Below are 23698 nucleotides of genomic sequence, written 5' to 3' on the forward strand. Positions count from 1 at the left end.
CGTGCGGATTCCAGAATTTAGCAGAGACGTTGGACTACAAGAAATGCCATTTCAGCGCATATGTGAAAGGCAAGCCTAACTCTTTCGACTCTGTTTCCTACACGAAAGGAATCGTTAGCCTTGTAGTCTCGGACTCTTAATCAATCGAGTACGGAAATCATCACCGAAACGCCGGGCCATGCGCCCAGACCGTCAACGAATACCGATCACCATTCTCGACCGGTGTCACCTGATGCAACAAGAAGCTGGGAAAGATGGTCGCGCTGCCCTGATGCCGACTCGCCGTTACAGCATAAGCCCCCGGCATTATCTCCAAGTCTCCGCCGTCGTACATTCCGGGTTTGCTGAGTTGAACGACCAGCGACAGCTTTCTTTTTTGGGCGACTGGCCCGTCGCCGATATCGGAATGCCACGCAAAATGACCACCATCTGATGCTTTATAGCAGGCAATCTGCGGACTTTCGGCGAACTCGCTCAGATCGAAGCCAAACTTGTCGGTGTTGGAGCGACGGACCACATCGATCAGGCGTGACATCACCCAATCAGAGCCTTCGCCGTCGTCCAGCCAGGTCACATCCGCTCTGCGCAGATTATAATCCTTGTTTTGCCCGACAAGCAGAGCCTCGTTCGCAGGGGCTTTTTGTGATGCAGCAACAATCTGCTCACATTCCCGCGCGGTAAATGCACCGGGAATCGAATGAACTTCCAGCATTCTGTACACCGTTTTTGATTGGTACTGGAATTTGCCAAAACACACAGAAGGCGCTGCGCTGTTTTCGACCTAAGAGGCCGAAAGCGACGTAATTTTTTTCCATAATCTCAAATGTTTTCGGTCACGCTATCCGGAGCGGGATTTCCTCTTCGGGGCGCTCGGATCCCAAACGGTATGCGATGCGGGATCAGGGGACGCGAGTATTGCGTCACCTGTGACTGAAATATCCAATATTCAGGCCTTGGGTTCCCCTCAGCCTCCTTTGAATCGGTGATTGTGCCCGCGCCAAGGAAGTTCGCCGGTTGTGTCCCATTCGTAATCGCTCGGGCGCAAACGTCGTTCCCGGTTTTCTTTTTCCGGGTCGAATTCGGACGGGTCCCATATCTCGGCGGCATCGTCCCAATCTTGTGGGCTTTGCAAATCCTGCTGTTTTGCTGCCGAATGCTTCACGATCCCGAACCGTTGTGACGCAATGAAACGCCTTATGTGTTCGGTAACGCGATTAATCCAACGCCTATCCATCGAAACCTCCTTTCCCTCTGCTTCGATATTTTAGGGGATCAATCTTCGTTTTCGGAGTGCCAAACCTTATGATTTTTTCTCAACTGTGCTATCGATGATCTGAATAGATGTTTGTTTTCAGTATATTGCCTCTTTGAGGGTCAGTCCCCACGATTTGGCAGATTTCTATCCCTCCTTATACTGTTCTGGTCTCGATGGACGACCGTGGAGAGAAAAATGCGTTTGCACAGGTCTTTTGGTTGGAGGTACTGGGCCATCATGGGCGGCGTTTTGATGGTCGGGATTACTGCAGGTCTAATGTTCGAGTCTGGCAAAATGCAACCCGCAGCAACCGAAGCCCTGGAGGCTTCCGAAAACTGACCATTCGCCTTCTACATGGTAAGCCGTGAGTAGTCCGCCATCTCAGGCCGTGACGGGAAACTGTTCTTTTGCAAAGGCACTCAATAGCTGGGCGGCCTTGCAGGGGAGGCTTTCAGGATCATCGTCTGCAAAAACAGCATAGGCGGCATAAGCAAACCGAGGAGCATCCTCAATCACCTTCAACCAACCGGTTTCGACTTCCTGCGCTACTACCCGCCAGGGGAAAAATCCGGCTCCCGGCTGGGCTTTCAAGTAGTTCAGGCCAAGAGTGCCAATTCCAAGCTGCAACATTGGCGTCGGAATTTCCGGAAAGTTCAGCAGGTGATCGGCACGGAACTCCGGCCCCCAGTCGATTAGAACATAGTTTTCTTCAAATGGGCTTCGCGAGGTATCAAAATCGCTGCTTACGAGTACGAAATCATCTTCGAACAACTGCATTGCGGTCAGCCCGACAGTGTTTCGCGGATCATACATCACAGCCAAATCCAGCGCGCCCGCAGTCGTTTGGCTTAGCAGTGTTTCAGTTGAAACCGTAGACCCGTGAACCGCCACATTCGGAAACGCTTGCATAAACTCTGGCATCGCGTCGATCAGGAACCCGTCCCACAAACTGGGCACAGCACCGATTTCCAGAGCAGCTTCCACCGCATCAGGCAGGGAGGCGTCGATCCGGGCCTGTGTCCAGCACCTGACAAGTGCCTGCGCGTGTTTATGAAAGCGGTGCCCGGCCGGAGTAAGTGTAGCACCCGATTTTCCGCGCTCGAACACTGGTCGTCCAAGCTGTTGTTCGAGTGACCGAATACGCATGCTCACTGTTGATTGCGTGACGTAAACCTTGTTGGCAGCCTCCAGAAAACTGCCCGTTTCGACAATCGCCAGAAATGTTCGCGCGAGTTCAATATCCATGGGGTATCTATTCGATTTTCAAATATAATGCATGAAGCAATTTCGCTATTCAACTAAAACAGTATGTGGCAGATTTGGCTCGTAGCATGAAACTGCTGCCGCTGTTCGGTTGCGACCCCAGGGTCTCAGAGTCCCCCATCTCGAAGTGAGTGTCGAAGAACGGCTCCCGGCAGCGCGAAGCATCTTTCATGCTACACGACCTGCCTCAGCTGATCGGGTACGCGTTGGCCTGCGTTCCCGATCCATAACAAGGAATACAATGTTTAGACCCTAGCTAAGCGCAGAACTGATACAATTCTGAGCTATCTCTGTTGACGGTAACAGTCAGCGGGAGTTTCGCCCCAGTGGCTGCTACCGGATTTCCTCCAGAAGCACTTTGAGGTGCGATACAGGAACACCGATGTTGGAGCCGCCAAATTCAGGTAAGATCGCGGCATTGATAGCCACCACCTCGCCATTTCGGTTCAGGGCAGGTCCGCCGCTTCCGCCGGTTGTGGTTTCAGCATCATAAACGACTGCACCGGGACTGGTCTGGGCGACGATTCCCCGGCTGGCCAGAGGCCTGATCTTGTTCTGCTCTGAAAGATTTTTTGCAATCGTCCAGAAGTCGACGGCGCCATCGCTCTCCAGCGTTTTCAGAAAATCCGGCCCGGCCTGCACAATCAAGGCCTTTAGGCCAGTTGGAAATCCAAGCAGGAAAACTTCTTCACCTGCACGCGGCGGGTCAGGTGCCAGTGTAAGCCCAAGCCCTTGAACACGGTTCGCATCAACGGACAGAAGCGCCAGATCGGCCGTTTTGCTTGCCCTAAGCAATACCGCTTCCATTGGCTCGGATTGTTCTGGCAGATAAGCCAGCAGACTAAGTATCTCGGCTTCAAGCCCTGCTGCCTTCAGGGCCTGTGCCCGATCCCCGGTCGTCCAGGGCAAGGCGACATGACGGTTGGTCACCAACAGAGAGGTGTCCTGCAAAAGAAACCCGGTCCCGGTGAACTGAAACTCTGCCGGCGCGCCTGCCGCATCTGGCTCAATCCACGGTTTCCCGAATGGAGTTTTTAGTTTCTCCCCGTCTGGGCCAAGCACATGCCGCAGTAATTTGCCGCTTTCGGTTTGACGCAATCCGTAGGCCCCTTGGATAAAGGCAATGGATCGCGTCGAGCCCGTTATTACCCGCCTGGATGCACCAGCACGCTCTTCCAATGTCCCAAGGCGCTGTTCGGTGGAAAGCACCTGATTGTCAAACGCTTCTCTGAGCGCGACCAGATCATCCGCCGTCAATGCATCTTCTCGCGTCTGCGTAAGCATGACAGCAACCGCCTCGATCTTGAGAGATTCCTGTTTCAGGCTATCCGCCAGCTTCCGATCGTTCTGAAAAAGCAAATAGCCAAAGGCTGTAATCAGTAGAAGTAGACCGATAACGGTAAACCGGAACAAAACCGTGGTTTGTGATGTCAGTCGACGTCCGCCTTCGCGCAGCGCACTGGACATTTTGCTGGCGAAGGGTCGTCGGCTGGAGCGCGCATACACATAAGCGTCACCTATTATGTCTTCGACCGTGTGATGTGCAGGGAATGAGTGGTCACACATCCTGTAGCGCGACATGGGACCCTTTTCACCAAACTCGATCATGTCGCCATGCCTAAGAACTGCCGAAGCAGTCTTTTGACCATTGACCCAGATTTCCCGGCCGGGCAGCGCGTTTAGCGTGTAACCGCCTTGCGACCATTGAAAGGTCGCCACATCTTCGTCATGTGGGGGTACATCCTCTTTCCGCCTTATCTTCAGGATACGGTCTTGACCTAGTGAAGCGGACAAAGCGGTGCCGACAAGCCAGGTTACGGTTCCGCGAGACGGACCGGTCAAGCTTTCCAGAAATGCCCGGACATTGCCCGCTCCATATTCCGTATCGCTTTCATCCGGTAACCGCATGGTTCATCTCTGATCTTATGCGTTGCAAGCAGTTTATCATGCGCAATTGTGAAGCCGCCACAGCTTCCACGGAAAATGTTTGGATCGCGAGAATGGATCGTCAAGTTATAGATGACAACCCCATTTGTCCGGCTCAACTCCGGCTTGATAGACGTTCCCTCTACACGAGCAGCAGTGACCATACTTAACGTTTGCAACACTTCTGGTACTGCGGCTGCACCAAGCGAGAAATTCGAATTCACAGGCTAGGCTCACAGTTGACCTAGGGTGCATCACAGTATCAGCGACAGGGCCAGCAGACGGCCCAGAGCCAACTTTGAACACCACATCGAATTTCTGCGGTCGCAGCCCGCTTTGCGGTCATTCGCTGCAAGAGCAGCGTTTTGACAAGGCCGAGCTCACAGTTTGCGGACAAAACCGACCTTGACTCCGTCGGATTTCACACGTCTTGATTTTTTAGGCACCTAATCACTGAGGCTTCAAGTAGTTCGCGATTCAACGGCATACTTTCGGCAGATGTGCCTAAGAGGACAAAAGCCGTCTTCCAAGTCGCATCGCAAAACCCGGATGCATTCATCCATGCAACAAAGGCAGCGAACCGCATTCCATTGAGTTGTATCTCGTCAGGTTCATAGCTCGTTTCAATCGGAAACAATTCCAAGTTCGGCGGTTGGCCTTGGGCGACGTCCAGAGCAAGCTGTAGCCCAACGCCATCAATCGTATCGTTGATATCACCATCTTTCGTTTCCGAAATCAGATATTCCAAAAACTCTTGAAGTGTTTCCTCTTTGGATTCTGGGCTCTCAAGCAGCTTTGTAAAAGTAAGCAGTCTTCTTTGTTGGTATCCGTCCGGCTCAAGACGTTGTGCGAAGGTGCGAAGTAGTTCGGAATCTCCGACTGCAATCGGCATATAGTATTGGCTTATTAGTGAGTTAGGTGTTGCGGCAAGTAATTCCAGCGCTTTCTCGACGCACCCGTTCAGCCAGTAAGCTGCGATGATCCTGCTTTGGTCTCTGGGGTTTGAGCGGGAAAAATCAATGAGTTGAATGACATCGTAAAGCGACCCGTCTTGTAGTTTCTTTCTTAGTGCCCCTTTATCGCCATCGAACTGCAACAAAGCCGTACGCATCAAAAGACGCTGTAACCCATCCCGCTGTTCGTGGGCGGGTTCTTTAGACATAAGCAACATATTCAAGCTGGCCCGCCTAACGTCTTGCTCCGTGCCATCGCCCAAACCGTCCAAAAATGACTGTGTAAGAGGTTCGTCATGCCATGTTGGCGTATCAAAGCATTCCGCAAACGCGGGCATGGTGGAGCACGTTGTTCCTAGAGCCACCAATAGGGTTCGAAAATTCATAGCGATATCATCCCGAATAAGTTTACCCCTATTACCAATGCGGAGGTTGGTACGCTATGGGCTCATTCCGGACCTCGAAGCAGGTGCAGCAAGTCCCCTGCCCCGCAGTCAGTTGATCGCGTAGAACGGCCCATTCCAGCCATTCATCGTGTAAGCTCACGCTGCAATGCAGCTTCACCGAACCGGACTTTCGCTTCGGGAGCGATGTCCGTCGGTAGTCGAACTCACGGCCTAGCGGACCAAGCTGACATTTGTGAAGACCGAGCGAGATGTTAGTCTGATGCCAATGAGGCGTTTTGGGCAGCACATATTTCTGTCAAGATTTCTTGTCGTGGAGGACACCAAATGAAAAGGCTTTTCCCGTCACTTTCCGACGGCGCTACGCTCGGCGACGTATTTCAGATGTTTCCAAAAAAGTTGGCTCCATGGTGTGAGTATGAAAGCCTAGTAATGCGGGGAGAGAGCGAACTTTCTGCTTCTGAGCGGGAGCTTATTGCCGCCTATGTTTCTGGTTTGAATGCATGCTCATATTGCTACGACGCCCATACAGTCTTTGCCCGTGCTTATGGCATTGATCCAAAGGTGATTGAGGCACTGATGGAGGATCCAAACTCTGCCTCGGTGGATACTCGGATCCGGCCCATTCTCGCCTACGTCGCAAAACTCACACTCTCACCTGCCCGTATGACAGAAGAGGACTCACAGGCGGTCTACGATGCTGGATGGTCAGAAGAAGCATTGTTCGATGCTATTCAGGTTTGCGGCGTGTTCAATTTGGTGAACCGTATCATTGAAGGCTCTGGTATCAGCAAAATTGTGCACGACTCCGGAGCACTCGATGAGCAAACGCGCACAAAACTAACTAGCGATTCCTTCTACACCGATTTTGGCCGAGCCAACGGTCTCAATGTCTGAATTTGGGACGAAGCTGGCATATGGTTGCGCCGTTGTTATACTGCCCGTCTCAAAGAGAGGGACTTTCCATGTCTTGGCGACTTCTCCGAAAAGCTGACTGGGCTTCTAGCGACGGTTGGAACGGAAAGTTCGAAGGGGCGGATGCCGGCGTGGGCGTGTCATTTCTTTTCAATGAAGTCAGCGATGCAGGCAAAGGTCCCCCACTTCACAAGCATCCATACGATGAAGTCTATATCGTCAGGCAAGGCCAGGCACATGTAATTGTTGGAGACGACACAACGGAAGTGACCGTTGGTGATATTCTGATAATCCCGGCCGGCACCGCACACAAAGTCCTGACGGCGGGGTCAGGTCCGACCGAAATAATTAGCGTTCAATTGTCCGGAAAACTCGAGGTGCAATTCCTGGAGTAACGCCGTGCGTTTGAATCTTATTTGGCCTGACATGCTAAAGGCCCGCACCGGGATAATTGCTGCCATCAGTGTAATGGCAGTATCTTAAACCTGGCACTGTCTCGCTCTGTCGAGGACAGCCCGAACTGGACATTGAACATCGCCTCCGAATGCTGCTATTGCAGCCCACGCTCGCGGCATTCGCTGTGACTGCGAAAGTTAGCATCAGTAAAAATTGCCACTTTCCAGGGTTAAGAAATTTTCGCTGAACAAATCGTCATCGACGTCCGCATTGCGAATTGAGCGCTTTCGCTGCCCGCTAATCCAAAACTAGGTTTACGATCATTCGCGTATCTCGTGGAGTTGGAAGACGACCATCGCATCCAGTTTAAAACGCATGTGGCACTATCTCGGACGAACTTCTATTCGGGCAGCCTCACTGCGCGAAGCCCATCTAGAATTGCGTCCCAACGTGCCGGATCCTTAAAATGGAACCGGCGCACACCGCTGATCCGGAAGTACGGATCTGATGCCAAAAGGGCCTCCCGCGCCCTTTCTCCCTGAGCATTTAGACCGGCCTGACCCGCTGCGCTGGCAAGATACAATTGCGCGACCGGCAGCCCCGGCGAGTTTTGTAGAGCCCGGTTGGCATTGGCGATGGCATTCTCGAAGTCGCCCATAACCAGATATGTCTGGGCCAACGCTTGTGGGACACGGTGATATATCCGGTTCTTGGCCAGAGAAAATGAGCCCTTTTTGATGGAGTTCAGCGCTAACTCTGGTTGGCCCATCAGGTTCTGAATCCAGCCCAGTACCATATGTCCCTGGGCAAACTGCGGACTGATTTCGAACCCACGTTCAACACACCGCACCGCCGCATCCAAATCGCCGGTAATGCCGTAGTGAAAAATCCCCCGGATCAGGTGCACGTAGTCGCTTTGATCATTCAACGACACCGCCTTGCTCAGCCCGGCGTCGGCGGCTTCAATATCCTCCGGGCTTATCGGACGGTAACCCCATACCAATTCGCCGATCAACGTGTTCGCCTTCATCCCAACGGCCATGAAATTGCGTGGCTGGACCGTCAGGATCCTGTCCAACAGACGACCCGCCGCCTCCCATTCTTCGGGCTGCGATCCCATCATGTAATGCCCCGCAAGATTCAGCATTACCTCGGGGTCGCTTGTCTCAGTCTCGGCCGCGTGCTCAGCAATTCGTTGCAGAATTCCGTATCGGATCGTTGTCGCGATTTCCCCTGACAACAGATCTTCTGCCACGAAAGGGTCGGAAAGATCACCGTTCATCCGCTGGGTCAGATAGGTTGCTGACGTGCTCGTCTCGCGTAGCTTTAGGGTGGTACGGACCTGGTTGCCGGACGCCTGAAACACCGCCGTGGCGATATGATCCGGGTCCGCGTCGGGGGCGATCAGATCCAAACCCGTCAGATTGGCCAGCGCCGCCTCCACGGTGTGATTGCAGGCTTCTGCCAGCATCTTGGCATCATCATTGCTGCCAAGGGCTTCGAATGCCGCGAGGGCTATGGTCGGTTTCCTGGATGTACCACCGATGGGTGGTGTGCTGACACTGTCCTGCGCACCATCTTGGTCCGGGGGCCAAACAAAGGCGCGGATCGGGCGCGAGATGTTTTTTAATGTCAATTCACCAACATCCGCAAATAGCTCGTCCATTACGCCAACGATCTGGTCACGAACGGCAGCGGAGATGCAAATCCCGCCCGTCGGGGCTGCGCCCTCTAAGCGAACTGCGAGATTCACACCGTCACCATAGATATCGCCGTCATCAACAACCACATCGCCTATGTGAAGTCCCATGCGGTAACTGATCTGCCGATCTTGAGGCACGGATTCTTCGTCTGCGCGAACCGCTTCTTGCGCCGCTATCGCGAACCGCACCGCTTCCACAACGCTTGAAAACTCGGCCAGAAATCCGTCGCCTGTTGACTTGATGATCTTACCCCCAGCCTGCGCAACACCGGGATCAAACACGGACACGCGCAGTTCTTTCTGACGGGCCAGCGTGGCTTCCTCGGCGGTTTCCACAAGCCGCGAGAAGCCGACAATGTCAGCCGCCAAGATCGAAGTGAGTTTGCGTTTCAACCTTCGGCTCGCGTGTTCAAGGAAATCCAACCGGTTTTGTCCGGTTCGGTCACAGCGGCACCATCCCCTCCAAACGATGTCGGAACCGTCTTCCACTTCGGCAGGCCATCAGCCATGTCGAAAACACGCTCGCCGTAGAAGATGTGAAAGGCCGGCTCGAAGCTCAAACCGGATTCGGCCAGCGACATTGCGTAGACCGCTACAATGTCCTTTCCGGGTTTGATATTCACCAATGCACCCCCGCATTTGCCGCAGGAAACACGATGGCTTTCATCATTCTTGTCCGAGTGAACCGTCGGTCCTGACAACGAGACATTGTCTGCCGACCAGAGGCACCAGGCATTGACCGGCGCCGAATGCCATTTTCTGCAAGAGTGGCAATGACAATAAGCCATGACCATCGGCTCACCGGCAGTAGAAACACTACATGCGCCGCAATAACAGATTCCTCGGTAGGTTTCAGAATCGCCGCCCATCATCTTTTTCCCAGATCGATCAGGGGCGCTCTTTGCAATACACTAGGGACGCCCGGCTTCCTCAATACATTTCTACACATACAACCCTATTGTGCTGCCCCAAAGCGGCTTCTTCATCTACGAAGCTGAACTTCGAACGATATCCTGAAAGAGCCTCTGTCCGTTATCCATCGCAATCACTCGAATCCGAATTGTTGCTGATACGCTCGATTTCGAGGTTTCAGCCAGTTTAATATGTGACCATGCCAAAGATAACGACAACAACGGAAGCTCTTGCAACCCAAATCATTGCTGCATTTGACGGCCTAGATCCACCTACTGATTATGAACTTCTTCACCCCGAATGTATGGATGACGTGGATATTCTTGAATTCTATGGCGGGGTCAAATGGCATGAGATGACCGATCAAATGATCGTTTACGGTTACGCTGCCCCCACTGCCTTCAGCGCCAAGGCATTTCAGTATTATTTGCCCGCGTATCTGCTATGGGCTCTGCGAAATTCAGACAGTCCGGAATATGCCAGTGAAAGCATCCTACTTGCACTCGACCCCGGCACGTCGAAAGAACTGCTGCATGAGTTCAGGAAGTCCAAGTTCAACCAATTGACGCCTGCACAGAACGAGGCCGTGTTGAGGTTTCTGTACTATTTTAGCGACCATCCTGATCTCGGTGAGTTAGCGGAAACTGCATTGGTCAACTACTGGATTGACCAAGGCGTGCGGTCACCGGGTTGATTATTTCTACCTATCTGATGTGGCTCTTCGCAGCGCTTTTTTGTCCTAACCGGTTTACTGCTGTCAGTGACTGAGAATGAGCAATGGCAACGGCTATGGGGCGGTTCCAGTGCGCTGTCACTTGGCCTTTTTGCAATATCCATGGCAGCGGGTGGTTTACTCAGAGGCCAGATAAGAATTCATTTTTCGATTATCCGCCGCTCCAGCCAGCCGCGTTTGTTCTTCAGCGCTATCGCATTGGTGTCCGCCGCCTGCGCCGGTGTCATCATTGCTGCTATCTGGGCAATTTCCTTTAAGGGTAAGTGAAGTTCACCCGACACGGTGTGCCTCGGAGCAAATGGGCTAGTTTTGGCTGAGCGATCACCCGACCGCTGTGATTTCGTGGTTCGTCAGTTTTCCAGGCTTTCGAACCAGTCGAGCGCCATCGTTCCCCATTCTTTTGGATAGCCGTGCCCACCGTCGTGCAAAAAGAGTTCAAGACTACCGTGTTCGCATTCCCACCGTTTGCGCCAAAGATTGGCCGTTACTTCGTTTTCTGTCGCGTTGTGTTGGCATTCGTTTCTTCGCCGCCATAACGCAAGACCCTCCCAGACATCGGCCTGGGTAATGTTGATATCGAACTCTTCATTGTGTATTGATCTGCCCTCAAGCGGCACAACCTTGTCAGTGAAACCGTGCGTATGAAGCATATGTACCGGGCCAAAACACTCCTCAGTCATGGGAAGCCAGAAGCCACCGGACGCAGGGGCATAGCCACGCGCCAGGTCAGGCGCGAGGCACGCAACTTCCCACACCATGGAACCACCTCGTGAGAACCCTGTCAGCAGCACCTGGTCCGGGTTTACGTCTGCACGGATCACGAGATCCGCCAGCACGTCACGGAGAAACCTGACATCAGAGCGGGGATAGGTAATCCACCCATCCCTAACCGACCAGTCAGCAGGTTTTCCTTCCAGCCATGGCAATGCGGTCGGTGCCACAAACGCATAACCCCGCGCAGTGAATGTTTCGACGAACTGCTTGTTTTTAAGTACCTTTGCTCCGGACCCGCCATAACCATGCAAGTGCATCACGACCGGCCCGCCCCGCCATTCATCTGGCAGGGCGATGTGGTATTCACCGGTGTCTATTTTGCAGGGATTGGATACATCTCCACAATCAAGCGCAAAGGCCTGCCCCGAAATCAGAAACATGGACAATGCGATTGTTACCTTTTCGAGCATATCTGGATCCCTCCCGATGTCTGACCGTACCATATTACGGAAAGGGCTTTTTTGAGACGGCGGTGGTGCAGAATTCCACTTTGCTGAGCAGCCTCACCTGACTGATCCAAAATGATCGTTAGTGCATCAGCGGCTTTTGCTCCATGGGTATGATGGTTTGAGGTGCTGGCGGACGATACACGAACTCACATTTCGTGGGACTAAGCGGACGTACGCCGCACTAATGCAAGTTATCCCGGAAGGATTGAGGCCAAGCCGCAAAAGCCACTTAAGACCGAATTAGTTCGAGACCAATCGAAACTGGACAGATACTAGATCCGCTGCCGTCCTAGTCCGGGATTTCCACGGTTCCGACAATATGAGTTCGCCTCAGGGGCAGCGCTTGGTATGCTGAGGCGATATCTGTTGTCGCTATGCCGCTGCCAGTCATTCCTTCGTAGCGCCCCGTCCCGGTGACGATTTCCCAAGTGTTTGCCTCGCCTTTTTCCCCGGCCTTCCATCGCATGATAAAAGTGTCATCACCTTCACCGAAAACGCATATTCCATTGATTGAGTTGGTGCCGTCTTCAAATCCAAATCCAGAACCCAAACATCTGGCAGGCCCATCATCCATTGGACCCTCAATTACTTCGAAACCACCCCGATTGTCTGTTAGGTGAAAAATGTGATCCCCAAGGTCAAAGTTCTCTTGATTTAGAGGGTAGACATTGTTGATTTCGATGCGTTGCTCGACAGCACTGGCGGGAACACCGAGTGTCGCCAAAAGCAGGCTAATCCGTAGGACTCTCATCTGGTCCTCCAAAGATTGCCACTCATCTTAAGGGCCTTCAAAGCATTTACAATCAGCAATAACTCTGCGGACCCACCACTAATGGTGTACGGGGTTACGCGGTTCCAGCCAATTGATGGCGGCCCAGATCGGGCATCGGCAAGGGCTTGATGACGCTGCGGTGCAGTCCGCCGAAGGGGACACTCGCTGCAGTAGCGAGTTGCCCGGGAAGATGAGGTCATGCTCGCGGAAGACACTCTGTCGCCGCCCTAAGGTTCACAGGAGATCCGAGACAATGTAGATTTCTATGAAGATTTGACAGCAATAGGCGTGGATCAGAATGGCGCGACAGTTCCCACTCGAAGGTGACAAGACCTTTCTGGTTTATGCCGGCACTGGCACAGACCTGATATTCAATCATGGAGTCGAGCTACCCGGTTTCGCGTCGTTTCCATTGCTGGAAGAACCTGACACCAGGGCAATACTGGCTGGTCAAATGCAGGCACTTGTCGATCTCGCCGGTGAAATGAGTGTCGGATGCATCCTTGATGCGCCCACATGGATGGCGAACGCCGACCGGGCAGCGCCTTTGGGGTACGATGCAGAACGGCTCGTTGAGGTGAACAAAGACGCGGTCAGTCTAATGGAAGACGTGCGCCAAGCTTCCGCTCGCAATGATATACTGGTGTCGGCCTGTATCGGCCCGCGCTATGATCCTTACGCCGACATCCCTCCGGTGACGGTCGAAGATGCACGCCAATACCACGCCGCACAAATGCAAAGCCTGAAAGACACAAGCGTCGACCTGGTCACCGCTTATACGTTCAACCGTTCAAGTGAGGCTGCGGGATGCATCCTCGCCGCCGGAGACGCAGATCTGCCGATCATCATGTCTCTGGTTGTCGAAACGGACGGGTGTCTGGCGGACGGGACCAAACTTGTGGACGGAATTGATCAGATCGACGAGGCAACCGACTCGGCGGCGCTGTTTTTTATGGTCAACTGCGCTCATCCGACCCATTTCGCCGGAGCGCTTGGCAACCACCCCCGGCTGAGAGGCATGGTGGCGAACGCTTCGAGTTGCTCGCATGCGGAACTTGACGAAGCAGATGAGCTGGACGAAGGCGATCCAATTGAACTTGGTAAGCAGATTGCCGCGATTGCGAGGCAGAATCCGTCGATCCAAGTATTTGGAGGATGCTGCGGTACCGACATGCGCCATCTGAAGTCGATTGTCAGCGAATTGGCGTAGCCAACTTGGTACAATCTGAGCGATAGCACTGATATTTAAGGTGATACCGTGATTTTTTCCACAACTTGTTAGGAGACGGCCCAAAGGCGACATCCATCCCGCTCAGCATTGCTGCGTTGCAGCTTCCCTAAAGCGGACCTCTAGAGCGCCCCATCAGATTTGGGCCATTGTTTTGTTTGAGCGTCGGAGGGCACCCCAATCCAGACTTTCGCAACTAGGTTCTACGAATCTCGATCATAAGACCAGACCGACGTCTGCTCATGCAACAAATGCCGAAGATGCACTTTGCAGCTCGCGCCAATTCCAATTTTGCGTCGCGACCACTAGTCGGGAAGACCAAGCGCGATCGCAGCCTCTTCAGTTAAGGCGCGAAATTCGGTGTGACTATTCGGAACCAGAGCCTTTGCTTTTGCTTTGCTGAACCCCGGGTTACGGCGTTTCGTTTCTTTTAACCACCGCGACACACCGTCATCATTGCCAATCAATCGGTTTGTCATCGCCGCAAACATCGCGTGGCCCGCATGCGCACCAGGCGTCAGCGCGGTTTGCTGTGCCCACTGAACGGCAGCATCATAGTCCTTCGCGGCAAGCGCGATCCACATCTTGTTGCAGAGCATGCCGCCTCGAAGCGGGTCAAGCGGGCTAAGAGCAATTGCGAGGTCAGTCATTTCGTTTCCACCTTCGTAGTCCGATGTGAAGACCTTTGCCCAACTGGAAGCGTAACGGCCAAATGCGTAATTCGGACTTTCAAGGACTGCCCGATCAAACCAAGGTTTACTCGCTTCTGTATCTCCTGTCAGCCATAGGCTTCTGCCCATCACAACATTCGAAAACGGGTCACGCGGTTGAAGTAGAACACTTTCCTCGGCGCTGCGCCTGGCAGCCAGTCGGTCCGCGGCGAGGTCGGACGAATACCCCAGAAACACGCGTTGAAAAGTGGTGAACGAAATTCCAGCATGCGCGCGTGCCAATGTTGGTTCCAGTGTTACAGCACGTTCGAACATCTTTCGGGCTATTTCTGTATCTGACTTGTTGAACCGATACATATGACGAATTCCCAGATGCAAAGATGACCATGCATCCAGGTTTTCCGCATCATCCACTTCCAGAAGTCGCGCCTCGTGTTCGGGAAGCTCAAATTCAGAGATATTGAGCACGGCCCCGGCTATTTCGGTTCGCAATCGTTGCACCTCGTCAATCGGGGCTTCTTTTCGAATTGCCCAGACGACCTCACTGGTACGGGTATCGGCCATTTCTACTTCCACATAGAGACGGCCAGCCAACGCCTCCACCATTCCCGAGATGCAGTACTGTGCACCCAGTAGGGACTTTACGTCTTCAAACTCAATCGTCTGTCCTCGGAACCTGAATGACGATCCGTGTGCAATGACACGCAACCAACGCACACTGGAAAGCGATCTGATCAATTCGCGCGGGACTGCATCCGCCAGTGATCTTCCGATCTCCAGGTCGCCGATCGCCGAAAACGGCAATACCGCGATACATGGTGGCGCCCCGACTGTTTTCTGCTCGGCTGTTTCAGACGCTTCCAGTGCCGTGGCACTTTCTACCGATACCAATTTGGCGGGTGCCACAAAGCGAAACCCTTGCCCGCGCAACGTACGAACGTATTTCTGAGCGCTCCCATCATCGCCCAATGCCTGACGTAGCGATTTTACGCGGCCGAGGATGGTCCAGTCCGAAACCACGCGTCCAAACCATACGCGTTGGACAATCTCATCCTTGGAAACCACCCGATGGCGATTTTCAAGCAAAAGAACTAACAGATCAAAGACTTGCGGCTCAAGCGCGACAGCGGTCGCACCATGGCGAAGCTCGCGGGTGTCAGTGTCTAACGTAAAGGCATCAAACTCGTATCGCATTCTCGTACTGCTCCCTCGGTCTTGCCATTTTATCCCAAGTGAAGTCTCAAATACAGATTTCCAATGATCTCCCAAAAATCTCCCAGTTGGCTTCAAGCAGAGCAGGCGGCGGCGCGGTAGAGCCATCGCATTCGGGCAATCCGCCCAGTCAATAAAGAGTTTGGAGAATGACATGTCCCATCAAGAAACGAGATTGTCCGGAAACTGGCCTGCTGCGGGCTCAAAAGAAGTCGCCGCAGACTATTTCAACGCCGCCATGCGCGCGTTCAACATCTACAGGGGCGATCCCGTGGCGCTCGTCGACCAGGCGATTGAGGCCGCTCCGGACTATGCGATGCCGTATATTCTGAAAGCCTATCTGTTCGGATTGGCAACCGAGCCTGATGCCGCGGTCGAGGCACGGAACATTTTGGCGGCAGTCCGCCCACTTGCCAAATCCGACCTGGAACAATCGCATGTCGATGCCCTGAATGCGCTTCTTGCCAACAATTGGACAGAAGCTGCCGTCAAGCTGGATCGTCACAACATGTCGTTTCCACACGACATTCTGGGCTTGCAAGCTGGTCACCTGATGGACTTTTACCGCGCCAATGCTCGCGACATGCGGGACCGAATTGCACGGGTCCTACCGAAGTGGTCGGAAGACCAGCCGGGCTATTCCATCCTCCTGGGCATGTACTCCTTTGGGCTGGAAGAGACTGGTGATTATGGCCGTGCTGAAGCCGTCGGTCGGGAAGCGATTGAACGCGATCCCTTAGACTGCTGGGCGCAGCACGCTGTCGCGCATGTGCTGGAAATGCAGGGGCGTGCTGAGGACGGCATCGAATGGATGGCGTCGCGCGAACTGAATTGGTCGGGTGATGACAACTTCTTTAAAGTCCACAACTGGTGGCACAAGGCGCTTTATCACCTCGACCTTGGTCAGGCCAATGAGGCGATCAAGCTGTACGATGCGCGGATCCGCGAAGGAAAAAGCGACGTGGCACTGGATTTGGTCGATGCCTCGGCCTTGCTGTGGCGCTTGCATCTGGAAGATCACGACATTTCCGACCGCTGGGCCGATGTTGCAGCGTGCTGGGACAACCACGCCGATGGCAAGCTGTACCCGTTCAATGATTGGCACGCAGCCATGGCCTATCTGGGATCCGGTCGCGATGAAGAGGTCGATCGTATCGTTGATCAATATCGCAATGCACCCGCCGGTGGCGGCGAGACATCGCTGTGGGCCGCGGCAACAGGGCTGCCCTTGATCGAAGGGTTCCGGGCATTTTGGCAGGGCCGCTACGAAGATGCGACCGAAGCGCTTCATGGTGCGCGGTTTATCGCGAACTCGTTTGGCGGCAGTCACGCGCAACGCGACATCATCGATTGGACGTTGACCGAAGCTGCGCTGCGTTCTGGTAATCGAAATGCGGCAGAAGCGCTGGCAAACGAGCGGATTGCTGTCAAACCACACAGCCCCATCAACAAACGCTTTTTGGGTCGTGCGAATGCGCAGCCCCAAGGTTCCATGATCGTGGCCTAGAAGCCGACGTCGCAAAGAATCTGGCGCGGGCAAATATTCGCGCGCGCCAGATGACCTGATTGAGAGGACAAAATATGAGAATTGAAATCCGCCATGTCGAAGCACAGGACGTATCGGACATCAAACGCATATTAACTGATGATTCCGTGATGTTGGGCACAATGCGCCTGCCACATGTTGCAAACGCCAATGTCGAAGCGCGTATCAACACGGGACCGGGCGACTACAAACTGGTGGCTGAAGTAGACGGTAGTGTCGTTGGCATCTGCTTTATGTCGTCGACGCCGGACGTGCCACGCCACAATCACGCAGGCGAAATTGATCTGGTCGCGGTCCGCAGCGACTTTCAGGGCAAGGGAATAGCCAAAGCGTTGTTGGGCGCGATGCTGGATCTCTGTGATAACTGGTTGCAGCTGGAACGAACCGGCCTCTTGGTGTGGTCGGACAACACTCACGCCATCGAGCTTTACGAAGCATTTGGATTTGAGCGGGAAGGCGTCATTCGCAAATACGCCCGTCGTCCGGGCGGCTTTGTCGATGCGGTGATGATGGGCCGATTGTCGGATCATCATGCGGCGACTGATTTGCGTGTCGGCCACCAGGCAAACCATTCCAATTAACCAGCGAACCCAAAGCTGCTGCGTTTCAATCGAACGTGGCGAGAGGCGTCAGCTTGCGAAGGGAAAAGACATGACTCTCAAATATTGCGCCAAGCGCTCGGCGAAGCTGATCATCTCGATAGTATGCCTGACAATGGTGATAGCCTGCAGGGCTGCGCGGGCTGACGTTCAACACCTGCCCCCGCCTCTGATGGATACAGATTTTCTGTGGGATGGAAATCCTGACCAGGCGCTCGTCACTCTTGGACAAAATCTCTTCTTTGACCCCATTCTTTCGGGCAATCGCAACATTTCCTGCGGAACTTGTCACGACCCGTCGCTAGGTACTGGGGACGGATTGGCACTGGGTATTGGCGAGGGCGGCCAAGGCGCTGGTCAGAAGCGCGAGACGAAGGACGGCGTTATCGGACGCGTACCACGCAATGCCCAGCCGCTCTACAATATTGGCGCGAAAAGTTACACGCGTATGTTCCACGATGGCAGGCTGGAGCCCGATGATCAAAAGACCTTCCCAAGCGGTTTCTGGAGCCCCGCGCGCGAACACTTGCCCGCCGGACTGCCCAACGCGCTGACCGCGCAGGCAATGTTCCCTGTTCTGTCGCCCATCGAAATGGCAGGCCAAAAGGGTGAAAACCCGATCGCGACCGCAGTAGCCGAAGATCGGGTAACTGATGCTTGGGACCTGATCGCTGAGCGACTGGGCGGTATTCCCGGATATCAGCACCTTTTTGAGGAGGCTTTCGGACCGGGTCAGATAACTTTCAGTCAGGCTGCCGAAGCCCTGGCGGCGTTTCAAAGCGTGGTGTTCCGGTCAGTGGACAGCCCCTTTCATTGGGCTTTGGCATCCTCTGATTCTTCAAGTCTATCGGACAGCTCTCAAAGGGGGATGGATCTGTTTTATGGCTCTGCAGGATGTGCGGAATGCCATGAAGGGCCGCTTCTTACGGATCATGAGTTTCACGCAATTGCGATGCCGCAGATCGGCCCGGGCAAAGGTCACGGAAAGGATACAGGCTACTGGCGGGCCTCTGGTTTTATGGACCGGCTCGAGGATGAGGGGCGCTATCGCGTAACCTACGAGGTTGAGGATCTTTTTCGGTTTCGCACGCCGTCACTGGTCAACGTCGCTTTGACAGGGCCATGGGGACACAGTGGAGCATATGACACGCTTGAAGATGTGGTTCGGCATCACACTAATCCTTTGGAAAGCCTTGAATCCTATGACGCGCCGCCTTTGCAGCGGATCAACGACGTAATCGAGCAGACTGGAAGAGGCTCAGTTCTGATCTTTCAACCGCTGAATCCTGCGCGGCGGCACGCGTTCGATGCGCGGGACGGGTTTGTTCAAGGCTCAGAACGATTGCGAGGTCGCATCGCCGAAGCCAACGATCTTATGCCCAAACCAATGACGGACAAAGAGATCGCCGACATTGTCGCATTTCTCAACGCCTTGACCGACCCAACGATGACTGACTTGTCCGCGCTGGTTCCTGACAGCGTGCCGTCGGGGCTTCCACCACAACCAAAGCGTTGAACCAATAGCAAGTTTCCGATGACACATTGCGCAAAACCCTACTTTTTCTGGTTGGTCAAATCCGAAAGCAATCCGTGCCGCTTAGCTTCCGTTCGTCGTGTGAATGTGACGCGGTGCAAGTATTGCGACCATCTATCCGGCTTTCTGATGCGTGACGCGGGCCTGCCCCACAACGCGCATAGAAAACTACTCAGCCCGCGCTCCCTAGGCGCATTTTGAGAAGTTCATCTGCGAAAATTGAAAAGGAGATTCCCATGCTTCGCATTTTGAAAACCACAACTGTTCTGTTTTCGATGACCCTTACGGGCATCGCTGCGGCAGATGATTTCAGCCACACAGAATACGACTCGGGAGGTGCCGTTGGGCCGATTGAACACGCGCCCGAGGTCAACATCATGATGGCCGCCTATGAAGCAAAGCGGACAATGTCGCTCAGCTTCATGTTCCACATAGACGAAGGGCTGACCGAGCAGGATGTTTTCTTCGAAAAAGTCCCTGGCTCAGGCGAGGTGTTCCGCCCGACGGCCGCAACACGCGATATGAATGCGCCGCTCTTTGCTCCAGCGAATCCAGTGCCACACACACCGCTACAAACGGAAAACACTGGACCGTGGCCGAAAGGCAAGCCGCTTGGTATCACGCTTGGTGAATGGTTCGCCGCCAAAGGTGAGGGTACGTACCGGTGCGAGGACGGCACAGGTGAGGTGGATTTGCGATTTGAGAATCTCGTGCCAAACGGTCTTTACACGATGTGGCACGACTTTGCCGTCTGGCCGCCAACCGATCCGTTCAAAGGGTTTTATGACCTGCCTTTTGGCGCCCGCGATGGTTCGGAAAACGCGTTCAGGGCCGATGCTGACGGGTTCGCACATTTCCAACGCACGATAACGCCTTGCCTTCAGCTTACCGGTGAACAGCTAATTTCAGAACTTGCCATTGCCTGGCACAGTGATGGGCAGACCTGGGGACCGGACACAGGTGAATTTTCGACCAAAACACACGTCCAACTCTATGTTCCGTTACCAAAGCGGCACGGACTTTGATCCTCTGGTGAGTCACTCCTTCAATGCACTCTGCGTAATGCCATTCAAACGCAGAGTGTTCTCTCTCTCAATCCATACACCTCATCCCGCAACCTCGAGTGTCCAGCGGGAAAACCGAAGCTGACTTTGAAAAAGGAATTTACGATGAAGAAATTACAGAATGGATCAAAAGGCTCTGACGTCAAATCCCTTCAGAAAGCCTTGAACACTTCAAAAATTAAGGCGCGCTTAAAGGTCGACGGAAAGTTCGGCGCCAAAACGGAAGACGCGGTTCGAAAATGGCAAAAACACAGTCGTCTGAAAGTGACTGGAGTTGTGGATAAAACAACACTTGCCTCGCTTGGTCTTGGTGGCAGCACATCGCGGCGATCAAGACAAGAATATCCTTTTGTGGCCCCAGACTCGATAGTCATTGATGCCAAGAAACGCCGAAACGAAGGCCGTGCACGAATGCAAAAGGTCATGCGCCTTGCCGCCAAAAGCAAGGTTCCCAAAATGTCATACAGGCAAAAACTCATGCCCAAAGTCTGGAAAACGGCAGAAGCGCGATGGCGTGAGGTCGAAACGCCAACAATTGCATTGGTCTTTGCCGAAGGCGTCTTCATTTCCGCAGATGGTCAAGACCCTCGGACGAAATCCAAACTTCTCAAAGATGGCAAAGCCAACCTGGCTAGGGCGCTGAGGGCTTTGAAGTCCTACAACAAAGCGATGGACGAAGTGGAACGCATCATGGGCGATATGGAGCAAATCGCGCAAGACGAAGTGCTTTACACACCAATTCTGTTGACCGCCCGCAGTTTGCTACGTGACATGAAGAAATGGCGAAAGGACCAGCAAGACAGCGTTCTGCAGAAAATGAAAGTCTGCAACACCTATCGCAGGCCTGAGTTCGAGGCAATCCGTCGGCGCTACTTGCAGATTGAATCGTTGCTGGACAAGAAATTCAAAGCAGTTTGGACTCATCAGGAGATCCTCGCCAACCAAGAGGACATGTATAACAAATACATCAATTCAAAACCCCGCCAATCGCTGATCGATCTCAAGAAACGGATGGAACGACAGAAAAAGAAGGTCGATTCCGTCGTTGCTTCATGGGACGCGGTCAGCCAGCAAAAATACGCTTTGGATGACGAATTGTCAGCTTTGGCGCGAGCGGCGGCGTAAACTTCCACCTCATCGTGAACTGACAAGGGCTGCTTTGGCTGAGTTGGACCAACAACAGACGTGGAAAGCAATGCAACATCCACTCGCAATTCCACCAATACGCCATCACTAACGGCCCACAGCAGCCGTTCACCCAACGTCTCGGTCGCTGCGGTGCGGCTCGTCAAACCGGCCGTTCGCTGCGAGCGCAAAATCGAGCTAAGGTTGAACCTATACATCGTTGGCAAATTTGTTGTTGGCTGAGGTGATGAAGTTCAGAATTGGAAAGTTGGTCGCATCGTAAATGAATACGAGCAGCGTGCAGGTGTCGCTTCGATCCTCGAGCCTTCGGTGATCGGAGCCGTCAATCTGGTTCAACTCGCAATAACCCTCCCGGCGCAAGCGCTGTAAGTGGAATGTCCGTCGCTGTTTACGCAACAGCAAATTTCAGTTGTCGTGTTGGTCAACCCGATGAAAATGACACGCAACACTGTGGCCGTCGAACGATGTTTTTAGTTTCGGCTTGTCAGTACTGCAAATATCCTGGGCCATGGGACATCTCGTACGAAATGGGCACCCGGACGGAGGCGCCAGCGGAGAGGGCAACTCTCCGTCGACCATCAATGACGCCCGGTCTGCCGGGGCGGGCTTGTCCAGATCCGGCACGGCTGCAATCAAAGCGCGGGTATATGGGTGTGACGGGTTCCGATATATGGCTTCGCTTTCGGCCAATTCCACCACATTACCCAAATACAGAACCATCACGCGTGTGGAGATGTGTTTTACAACGCTCAGGTCATGGGCGATGAACATCAGGGAGAGGTTCATCTCTTTCTGTAGGTCCATCAGCAGATTTATTACCTGCGCCTGGATCGACACGTCCAGCGCAGAAACCGGCTCGTCACAAATGATCAGCTTGGGTTCTAGTATCAGTGCTCTCGCAATCCCGATCCGCTGACACTGGCCACCGGAAAACTCGTGCGGATAGCGGTTGACCATGCTGGTCAACAGGCCAACTCGCGCCATCATGGCAGCCACCTTCGAGCGGATCTCGGATCGGGGCATCTTGGGGAAATGTGTTTTCAACGGTTCCGCGATGATCTGCCCCAAAGTCATGCGCGGATTCAGCGAGGCTAGCGGATCCTGAAAGATCATTTGAAGGTCCTTGCGCTGGTCGCGCATGGCGTTTCCATCCAATTCAAGCAGGTCTTGACCCATCCACAACACACGCCCGGAATGCGCAGGAACCATCCGTATGACAGCGCGAGCCAGCGTGGATTTACCGCAACCGCTTTCGCCGACGATCCCCAGCGTTTCGCCGCGTCTAATGTCGAAGCTGATCCCGTCAACAGCCTTGATGTACTTTTGTTCCGTTCTCTTCGCGAGGCCGGTTCCGCCGTACTTGAAATAGACCTTGACGCCATCGACCTTGAGTAATGTTTCGGTACTGGTCATACGAGCTCCTCCAAGGACAGATGACAAGTGCGGCTGCGACCCGCTCTGAATTGTTCCAGCTTGGGCTTCTCGGCGATGCAGCGGTCGTTGGCATACCCGCAGCGCGGAGAAAATGCGCAGCCCTTAGGTGGTTGCTGCATGTTGGGCGGATTCCCGGGGATGGTAGCCAGCTTGGCGTCATTTGACTCCAACCTTGGCACCGCATGCAACAATCCACAGGTATAGGGATGGGTGGGCGCCTCAAAGAGCTGATCCGTCGGGCCGCTTTCCATTACACGCCCGCCATAGAGCACCAGCGTGTTCTCGCACGATCCCTTTACGACTCCAAGGTCGTGGGTAATCAACACGATGCTCATACCAAAATCGCTTTGCAGGTCACTTAACAAATCCATAATTTGCGCTTGCACAGTTACGTCCAGCGCAGTTGTCGGCTCGTCGGCGATGACCAACCTGGGGTGGCATAGCAAGGACATCGCAATCATCACCCTCTGTCGCATGCCACCGGAAAACTCGTGCGGGTACATGTGAACACGTCGTGCCGGGTCGGGGATTTTAACGGCGTCCAGCATCTTTGTGCTATCCTTGATGGCGTCCGTTTTACTTAACCCTTTGTGAAGCATCAGCACCTCAGCCATCTGCTTTGACACTCGGACGAAAGGGTTCAAAGATGTCATCGGATCTTGAAAGATCATCGCAATCTGCGCAGCGCGGTAGGTATTCATCACTTTTTCCGACGCATTAAGAATCTCGGTTCCGTCGAATTTGACCGATCCGGACACCCGCCCGTTGCCGGCGAGCAGCCCCATGATTGAAAACGCCGTCTGGCTCTTC

General features: G+C 53.8%; 22 protein-coding genes and 1 pseudogene. 10 read left to right on the plus strand and 13 right to left on the minus strand.

Going from position 1 to position 23698, the window contains the following annotated elements; translation table 11 throughout:
• Window positions 1-160 precede the first annotated feature (160 nt).
• The 5 genes from ACRZ9U_RS20565 to ACRZ9U_RS20585 form a co-directional block, all read right to left on the minus strand.
• The gene (locus ACRZ9U_RS20565) at window positions 161-712 is read right to left on the minus strand and encodes a 2OG-Fe(II) oxygenase (protein WP_170403755.1); all 552 of its coding nucleotides are present in this window, start codon (window positions 710-712) and stop codon (window positions 161-163) included.
• 252 nt (window positions 713-964) lie between these two features.
• Complete coding sequence (locus ACRZ9U_RS20570; RefSeq protein ID WP_170403758.1) at window positions 965-1234, minus strand: hypothetical protein; 270 nt, start codon at window positions 1232-1234, stop codon at window positions 965-967.
• A 402-nt stretch (window positions 1235-1636) separates the two neighbouring features.
• Window positions 1637-2500 (minus strand): LysR family transcriptional regulator, encoded by an 864-nt coding sequence (locus ACRZ9U_RS20575; protein WP_170403762.1) that lies wholly within the window; start codon window positions 2498-2500, stop codon window positions 1637-1639.
• A gap of 351 nt (window positions 2501-2851) precedes the next feature.
• A complete protein-coding gene (locus ACRZ9U_RS20580) occupies window positions 2852-4426 on the minus strand; it encodes a trypsin-like peptidase domain-containing protein (protein WP_170403765.1) in 1575 nt (524 codons plus the stop codon).
• A 439-nt stretch (window positions 4427-4865) separates the two neighbouring features.
• Entirely contained in the window at window positions 4866-5735 is an 870-nt protein-coding gene (locus tag ACRZ9U_RS20585) for a hypothetical protein (RefSeq protein WP_480902891.1), read from the minus strand.
• A gap of 393 nt (window positions 5736-6128) precedes the next feature.
• Here ACRZ9U_RS20585 and ACRZ9U_RS20590 point away from each other — a divergent pair, with 393 nt between their 5' ends.
• Both ACRZ9U_RS20590 and ACRZ9U_RS20595 read left to right on the plus strand, forming a co-directional pair.
• Complete coding sequence (locus tag ACRZ9U_RS20590) at window positions 6129-6698, plus strand: peroxidase-related enzyme (protein WP_170403770.1); 570 nt, start codon at window positions 6129-6131, stop codon at window positions 6696-6698.
• A gap of 68 nt (window positions 6699-6766) precedes the next feature.
• Window positions 6767-7111 carry a cupin domain-containing protein gene (locus tag ACRZ9U_RS20595; protein WP_170403774.1) on the plus strand — a complete coding sequence of 115 codons (345 nt, stop codon included), beginning with the start codon at window positions 6767-6769 and terminating at the stop codon, window positions 7109-7111.
• Between the two features lie 401 nt (window positions 7112-7512).
• Here ACRZ9U_RS20595 and ACRZ9U_RS20600 read toward each other — a convergent pair whose 3' ends face one another.
• Window positions 7513-9207 carry an adenylate/guanylate cyclase domain-containing protein gene (locus ACRZ9U_RS20600; protein WP_170403776.1) on the minus strand — a complete coding sequence of 565 codons (1695 nt, stop codon included), beginning with the start codon at window positions 9205-9207 and terminating at the stop codon, window positions 7513-7515.
• Complete coding sequence (locus tag ACRZ9U_RS20605) at window positions 9204-9686, minus strand: GFA family protein (RefSeq protein WP_170746929.1); 483 nt, start codon at window positions 9684-9686, stop codon at window positions 9204-9206. Before ACRZ9U_RS20605 ends, ACRZ9U_RS20600 begins: the two co-directional genes overlap by 4 nt.
• 239 nt (window positions 9687-9925) lie before the next feature.
• Here ACRZ9U_RS20605 and ACRZ9U_RS20610 point away from each other — a divergent pair, with 239 nt between their 5' ends.
• Window positions 9926-10420 (plus strand): DUF6714 family protein, encoded by a 495-nt coding sequence (locus tag ACRZ9U_RS20610; RefSeq protein WP_170403783.1) that lies wholly within the window; start codon window positions 9926-9928, stop codon window positions 10418-10420.
• Between the two features lie 66 nt (window positions 10421-10486).
• Entirely contained in the window at window positions 10487-10726 is a 240-nt protein-coding gene (locus tag ACRZ9U_RS20615; RefSeq protein WP_170736348.1) for a hypothetical protein, read from the plus strand.
• A gap of 83 nt (window positions 10727-10809) precedes the next feature.
• Here the strand turns inward: ACRZ9U_RS20615 and ACRZ9U_RS20620 are convergent, their stop codons facing one another.
• Together ACRZ9U_RS20620 and ACRZ9U_RS20625 are read right to left on the minus strand one after the other, a co-directional pair.
• Window positions 10810-11643: an alpha/beta hydrolase family protein gene (locus ACRZ9U_RS20620; protein WP_170403787.1), complete on the minus strand. Its 834-nt coding sequence runs from the start codon at window positions 11641-11643 to the stop codon at window positions 10810-10812.
• A 328-nt stretch (window positions 11644-11971) separates the two neighbouring features.
• Window positions 11972-12406, minus strand: a complete 435-nt coding sequence (locus tag ACRZ9U_RS20625) for a hypothetical protein (RefSeq protein ID WP_170736350.1) — start codon at window positions 12404-12406, stop codon at window positions 11972-11974.
• A gap of 346 nt (window positions 12407-12752) precedes the next feature.
• On the opposite strand from ACRZ9U_RS20625, the gene ACRZ9U_RS20630 reads away from it, so the two are divergent.
• Entirely contained in the window at window positions 12753-13664 is a 912-nt protein-coding gene (locus tag ACRZ9U_RS20630; protein ID WP_480902895.1) for a homocysteine S-methyltransferase family protein, read from the plus strand.
• Window positions 13665-13987: 323 nt separating this feature from the next.
• On the opposite strand, the gene ACRZ9U_RS20635 is transcribed toward ACRZ9U_RS20630, so the two are convergent.
• A complete protein-coding gene (locus ACRZ9U_RS20635) occupies window positions 13988-15547 on the minus strand; it encodes a winged helix-turn-helix domain-containing protein (RefSeq protein ID WP_170403795.1) in 1560 nt (519 codons plus the stop codon).
• A 172-nt stretch (window positions 15548-15719) separates the two neighbouring features.
• Here ACRZ9U_RS20635 and ACRZ9U_RS20640 point away from each other — a divergent pair, with 172 nt between their 5' ends.
• The 5 genes from ACRZ9U_RS20640 (at window position 15720) to ACRZ9U_RS20660 (ending at window position 21433) form a co-directional block, all read left to right on the plus strand.
• Window positions 15720-17072, plus strand: coding sequence for a tetratricopeptide repeat protein (locus ACRZ9U_RS20640; protein ID WP_480561244.1), 1353 nt, complete (start codon window positions 15720-15722; stop codon window positions 17070-17072).
• A 74-nt stretch (window positions 17073-17146) separates the two neighbouring features.
• The gene (locus ACRZ9U_RS20645) at window positions 17147-17692 is read left to right on the plus strand and encodes a GNAT family N-acetyltransferase (RefSeq protein ID WP_170403801.1); all 546 of its coding nucleotides are present in this window, start codon (window positions 17147-17149) and stop codon (window positions 17690-17692) included.
• Between the two features lie 190 nt (window positions 17693-17882).
• Window positions 17883-19226: a cytochrome-c peroxidase gene (locus tag ACRZ9U_RS20650; RefSeq protein WP_480602072.1), complete on the plus strand. Its 1344-nt coding sequence runs from the start codon at window positions 17883-17885 to the stop codon at window positions 19224-19226.
• Window positions 19227-19480: 254 nt separating this feature from the next.
• Entirely contained in the window at window positions 19481-20269 is a 789-nt protein-coding gene (locus ACRZ9U_RS20655) for a hypothetical protein (RefSeq protein WP_170403807.1), read from the plus strand.
• 144 nt (window positions 20270-20413) lie between these two features.
• Window positions 20414-21433, plus strand: coding sequence for a peptidoglycan-binding domain-containing protein (locus tag ACRZ9U_RS20660; RefSeq protein ID WP_170403811.1), 1020 nt, complete (start codon window positions 20414-20416; stop codon window positions 21431-21433).
• A 270-nt stretch (window positions 21434-21703) separates the two neighbouring features.
• Here ACRZ9U_RS20660 and ACRZ9U_RS20665 read toward each other — a convergent pair.
• From ACRZ9U_RS20665 to ACRZ9U_RS20675, 3 genes and pseudogenes are all read right to left on the minus strand, one after another.
• Window positions 21704-21853, minus strand: a pseudogene (locus ACRZ9U_RS20665) (ISNCY family transposase); the annotation flags it as partial.
• A 6-nt stretch (window positions 21854-21859) separates the two neighbouring features.
• Window positions 21860-22867 carry an oligopeptide/dipeptide ABC transporter ATP-binding protein gene (locus ACRZ9U_RS20670; RefSeq protein ID WP_170403814.1) on the minus strand — a complete coding sequence of 336 codons (1008 nt, stop codon included), beginning with the start codon at window positions 22865-22867 and terminating at the stop codon, window positions 21860-21862.
• The coding region (locus tag ACRZ9U_RS20675) for an oligopeptide/dipeptide ABC transporter ATP-binding protein (protein ID WP_480902899.1) at window positions 22864-23698 on the minus strand (835 nt) is incomplete at its 5' end. The genes ACRZ9U_RS20670 and ACRZ9U_RS20675, both read right to left, overlap by 4 nt.

The organism is Ruegeria sp. D7 (assembly GCF_056534355.1).